This window comes from Pseudomonas sp. (assembly GCF_030696055.1).
GTDB lineage: Bacteria > Pseudomonadota > Gammaproteobacteria > Pseudomonadales > Pseudomonadaceae > Aquipseudomonas.
Genome location: NZ_JAUYNP010000035.1, coordinates 1 through 2650 on the forward strand (window position 1 = coordinate 1; position 2650 = coordinate 2650).

The window sequence follows — 2650 nt, forward strand, 5'->3', positions numbered from 1 at the left end:
CGGAACTGGTCGATGGTCGGCATCAGCCACTGGAAACAGCTGTGGCACTCGATGGCCATATGCAGGCGGCCCGCGGTGCCGCCCGCCAGGCGCGCCAGATCGCGCTCGGCACCGCGCAGCAGCGGCAACACCGCATCCACCAGTTGCAGCAGACGCAACCCGGCGCTGGTAAAGCGCACCGGCTTGGTCTTGCGCACGAACAGCGGCATGCCTAAGCGCTCCTCCAGCTCCTTGAACTGGTGCGACAGCGCCGATTGGGTCAGGTGCAGGCGCTCGGCGGCGTCCACCAGGCTCGCGCTTTCGCGCAGGGCGTGCAGGGTTTTCAGGTGGCGTAACTCGAGCATGGCGGCCTCGGCGTGAAAGAGGGGACGTAGGGTGGATGACGCGTCACCCATCCACCACAGGGGGCAAGGTGGTTGCTCAGGGTGGATGAGAAAACCACATCCACCCTACATGAGTAAATCTATAGATCAATACGAATATATTGAGTTTGTCTCATGATGTACGGCTGCCGAGAATAGCCTCCATCTTGTGTATCACTGGAGCGTTACGACATGGCCCTGTCCCATTCCCTGGGTTTCCCGCGTATCGGCGGCGACCGTGAACTGAAGAAAGCCCTGGAAGCCCACTGGCAGGGCGAGCTGGACGAGGCCGGCCTGCGCGCCGTGGGCCGTCAGCTGCGCGCCGCGCATTGGCAACTGCAGCAAGACGCCGGCATCGAGTTGCTGCCGGTGGGCGATTTCGCCTGGTACGACCAAGTGCTGACGCATTCCCTGACCTTCGGCGTGATCCCCGAGCGCTTCCGCCCGCACAGCGGCACGCCGAGCCTGGATACCCTGTTCGACATGGCCCGTGGTGCCGTTGCCGACAAGAGCAGCCATAGCTGCTGCGGCGGTGCCCATGCCCAGGAGCTGACCAAGTGGTTCGACACCAACTACCACTACCTGGTCCCCGAATTCACTGTCGACCAGCGCTTCCAGCTGAGCTGGGAGCAGCTGTTCGAAGAAGTCGACGAAGCCCATGCCCTGGGCCACAGGGTCAAACCGGTGCTTATCGGCCCGCTGACCTATCTGTGGCTGGGCAAGGTCAAGGGTGCTGCCGCTGAGATAGACGGCTTCGACAAGCTCGAGCTGCTCGATCGTTTGCTGCCGATCTACGGTGAAATACTCGGCCGTCTGGCCGCCCAGGGCGTGCAGTGGGTGCAGTTCGACGAGCCGATTCTCGGCCTGGACCTGCCGCAGGACTGGAAGAACGCCTTCGAGCGTGCCTACCACCTGCTGCAACACGCACCGCTGAAGAAGCTGGTGGCCTGCTATTTCAGCGGCCTGGAAGACAACCTCGGCCTGGCCGTGAGTCTGCCGGTGGATGGCCTGCATGTGGATCTGGTGCGCGCTCCCGAGCAACTGCCACTGCTGCTCGACCGCCTGCCGGCGTACAAGGTGCTGTCCCTCGGCGTGGTCAACGGCCGCAACGTCTGGCGCTGCGACCTGGAGCTAGCTCTGGAACAGTTGCAGCAGGCCCAGCAGCGCTTCGGCGCCAACCTCTGGGTGTCCAGTTCCTGCTCGCTGCTGCACAGCCCGGTGGACCTGGCCCGGGAAGACCAGCTGGATGCCGAGCTGCACAGCTGGCTGGCCTTCGCCGTGCAGAAGTGCGCGGAAATCGCCGTACTGGCCCGCGCCCTCGAACAGCCCGACGCGCCTGAGGTGCAGAGCGCCTTGGCCGCCAGCCGTGCGCTGCAGGCCAATCGCGCCGGCTCAAAGCGTATCCATAAGGCGGCGGTGCAGGCGCGCTTGAATGCCGTCATTCCCGCCGATAGCCAGCGCACGTCACCTTTTATCGAGCGTATCGAGAAACAGCGCGCCCGCCTGCAATTGCCGGTATTCCCGACCACCAGCATCGGCTCCTTCCCGCAGACTGCGGCGATCCGCCTGGCGCGCCAGGCGTTCAAGCAGGGCAAGCTGTCGGCCGCCGCTTACACCGAGGCCATGCACGGCGAAATCCGCCACGCGGTAGCGGTGCAGGAAAACCTCGGGTTGGACGTGCTGGTGCATGGCGAGGCCGAGCGTAACGACATGGTCGAGTACTTCGCCGAACAGCTCGACGGCTATGCCTTCACCCGCTTCGGCTGGGTGCAGAGCTACGGCTCGCGTTGCGTCAAACCAGCGCTGATAGTCGGCGACCTAAGCCGTCCGCGGCCGATGACGGTGGAGTGGATTCGCTATGCGCAAAGCCTGACCGGCAAGGTTATGAAGGGCATGCTGACGGGACCTGTGACCATGCTGATGTGGTCCTTCCCGCGTGAGGATGTCAGCCGCGAGGTGCAGGCGCGGCAGCTGGCCCTGGCCATTCGCGATGAGGTACAGGACCTGGAAGCGGCCGGGATCAAGATAGTGCAGATCGACGAGGCGGCCTTCCGCGAAGGCCTGCCGCTGCGTCGGGCGCAATGGGGCGAGTATCTGGATTGGGCCACCACGGCCTTTCGCCTGTGCGCCTCGGGGGTGCGCGACGAGACGCAGATCCACACCCATATGTGCTACAGCGAGTTCAACGATGTGATCGAGTCCATCGCCGCCATGGATGCCGACGTGATCACCATCGAGACCTCACGCTCGGACATGGAGCTGCTGGAGGCCTTCGAGCGTTTCGACTA

Annotated in this window: 1 protein-coding gene and 1 pseudogene; one reads left to right on the forward strand and one right to left on the reverse strand. The window is 64.2% G+C overall.

Features of this window, described 5'->3' with window-relative positions; all coding sequences use genetic code 11:
* Positions 1-344, reverse strand: a pseudogene (metR, locus tag Q8Q83_RS02020) (transcriptional regulator MetR); the annotation flags it as partial.
* A 210-nt stretch (positions 345-554) separates the two neighbouring features.
* Here metR and metE point away from each other — a divergent pair.
* A partial coding sequence (gene metE, locus Q8Q83_RS02025) for a 5-methyltetrahydropteroyltriglutamate--homocysteine S-methyltransferase (RefSeq protein WP_305620678.1) occupies positions 555-2650 on the forward strand: 2096 nt, incomplete at its 3' end.